The following is a 2,371-nucleotide window of genomic DNA, read 5'->3' as shown; positions in this document are numbered from 1 at the left end:
GCTTTGTTGCACAAAGATTTGAAATGCAAAGCGCCCCTAATTGAGCCAAATTTAAGGCGTAACTTGGGTAAGTGGTCGACCTAATTCCGTAAATCTGTTGAGGACTGCTACACGTGCATGAATCTCATTCACCTGACTAGGAAAGCTTCTTGCTATTAATTTATCGCCTAATAATTTGATGCAATGCATCTTGGTTTCCACCAAACTGCGGCGATGATAGCCTGACCATTTTTTCCATAGTGTCCTGCCTAAACGTTTAACTGTTCGAAGTAATTCATTTCGCGCTAGCGAGCTACTCTTTGTATCTTTCCATGGTTTCGCATTTTTTCTAGGTGGAATCACTGCATGCGCTTGCCGATCTGCAATGACCTGACGGCATTGCTTGGCATCATAAGCTCCATCGGTATAAACAGAGTCAATCTGCTCATCTTGTGGAATCTGATCGAGTAAATCACCAAGCCCTTGTGAATCACTCACATTATTTGTAGTGAGTTGAATAGCGCGTATTTGAAGGGTTTTGGCATCTATACCAATATGAAGTTTACGCCATTGGCGACGATATTCAGGTCCATGTTTCTTGCGTTTCCATTCGCCCTCACCTAGAAACTTCATCCCTGTAGAGTCTATGAGTAGATGCAGCCCATCGCTACTTTTTTGGTAGCTGATTACAATATCAATATGCTTTTGTCTTCTACAAAGCGTGGTGTAATCTGGAGCTACCCAATTTAATCCGCAAAGTTTAATCAGACTTTGCACAAAGCCAGTGACCATACGTAAAGACAGACGGAATAAGGATTTAATCATTAAGCAGCATTGGATGGCTGCGTCGGAGTAGGTTTGATTTCGCCCTTGTTTGCCTTTTGATGGAGCATACCATTGCGTAGCAGGATCAAACCAAATGGCAATATTTCCGCGACTCATGAGTGCTCGGTTATATGCGGGCCAATTGGTTGTGCGGTAGATTTTGTGTGCAGGCTTCTTCATTTGAAAATTATATCGCTGAAAAACCCTTTACAGATAGGTTTGTGCAACAAAGCCGAATAGAAATAAAAAATTTTAGCGTTAATGATTTAGATTTATTGATTGAAAAATATCGAAAAGCATACAAAGAAGTAAAGAAAATCCTAATCGGTTATAAATTATTTGGTGAAATAATGAATGATTCTAACTTTCATGAAGAAGTTATCAATTCAGCATTAAGTACTACGAATAGAAAATATAAGAAAATAAAAATAAGAATCACAACAGATGAATATCAGCTGGATTTTGAATAAAGATAAGCTAAGTATCCAATACTCAAATTCTCTTAAATTATCCAAAAATTTGTCCGCAGAAATTGGGGATGGATTTGATTCCGAGAGGCATATATCTTATAGGGAATTGCGGTTTTTTGATCACTTTTTAACCATTTTTATTGGCGAAAAATGACAAATATGCTCAAAAAGAAACCGAGATGTTTCAAAGTCGGTTTTTTGCTGTTTTTTGGGGTGGGTGAAAATTTTTAAGTTATTGATTTTAAACAATTATTTTAGTTTTATTTCGCATAAGCTCTATTATGTTAATTTTAGGAAAAATTCATGATAAGACAAAATCTACAGCTGCTTTTGCATGTATAGATGTTGTATCAAAAAGAGGGACTGAGAATTTAATATCCCCGATAAGCATACAAATTTCTGTACATCCTAAGATAATTCCTTCTGCACCAGAAGATATTAGTTCTTCAACAATATCCATATATTTTTCTTGAGATTCTTTTTTTATGACTCCCAAACATAATTCATCATAAATAATATCGTGAACAATTTTTCTATTTGCTTTATTAGGAGTTATGACTTCAAGCCCTTTATCTTCTAGTCTGCTCTTATAAAAATCTTGCTCCATAGTAAAAGCGGTACCAAGCAAACCAATTTTTTAATATTTTGACTTAAAATTTCCGTAGCTGTTGTATCCGCAATATGAATAAATGGAATAGTAGTTGAATTCTCAATATAAGAAGCCACTTTATGCATCGTGTTTGTACAAAGCACAATACCATCAGCGCCTCCTTTTTCTAGCTGAATAGCTTTATCTTTTAAATAAAGTCCAGCTTCATCCCAGAGCCCCTTATGTTGTAACTCTTCAATTTCAGCAAAATCAACGCTGATAAGAACAACCTTGGCAGAATGTAATTTTCCTAGCTTCATTTGAACCATTTTATTGATTTGTTGATAGTAAAGATCTGTAGATTCCCAACTCATTCCGCCTAATAAACCAATTGTTTTCAAAGTTGTGCCTTTAAGAAATTAAAAAATCTAACTTATCAATATAATTAAAATTATCTAGTAAAAAATTGCTTATATTTAACATAATGGCGATTATGCGAAATATAAAG

2 protein-coding genes and 1 pseudogene are annotated in these 2,371 nt (G+C 35.1%); 1 reads left to right on the top strand and 2 read right to left on the bottom strand.

All coding sequences use genetic code 11. From position 1 onward, the window contains the following. Positions 1-51: 51 nt before the first annotated feature. Positions 52-984 (bottom strand): IS5 family transposase, encoded by a 933-nt coding sequence (locus tag ACPEPR_RS13745; RefSeq protein WP_423562556.1) that lies wholly within the window; start codon positions 982-984, stop codon positions 52-54. A 62-nt stretch (positions 985-1,046) separates the two neighbouring features. Here ACPEPR_RS13745 and ACPEPR_RS13740 point away from each other — a divergent pair, with 62 nt between their 5' ends. Next, the gene (locus tag ACPEPR_RS13740) at positions 1,047-1,274 is read left to right on the top strand and encodes a hypothetical protein (RefSeq protein WP_423562557.1); all 228 of its coding nucleotides are present in this window, start codon (positions 1,047-1,049) and stop codon (positions 1,272-1,274) included. 301 nt (positions 1,275-1,575) lie between these two features. Here ACPEPR_RS13740 and ACPEPR_RS13735 read toward each other — a convergent pair. Continuing rightward, positions 1,576-2,264: pseudogene (locus ACPEPR_RS13735) on the bottom strand (aspartate/glutamate racemase family protein). Between the last annotated feature and the right edge of the window lie 107 nt (positions 2,265-2,371).

It is taken from the genome of Acinetobacter sp. AND/436 (genome assembly GCF_049546925.1).
Classification (GTDB): Bacteria; Pseudomonadota; Gammaproteobacteria; order Pseudomonadales; family Moraxellaceae; genus Acinetobacter; species Acinetobacter indicus.
The sequence above is the reverse complement of the archived record's forward strand: the minus strand, read 5'-3'. Positions and strand labels throughout refer to the sequence as shown.

Bases quoted from the DNA above. Each gene is read 5' to 3' on its own strand.
- ACPEPR_RS13745 (WP_423562556.1), bottom strand. From the start codon at position 984: ATGAAGAAGCCTGCACACAAAATCTACCGCACAACCAATTGGCCCGCA.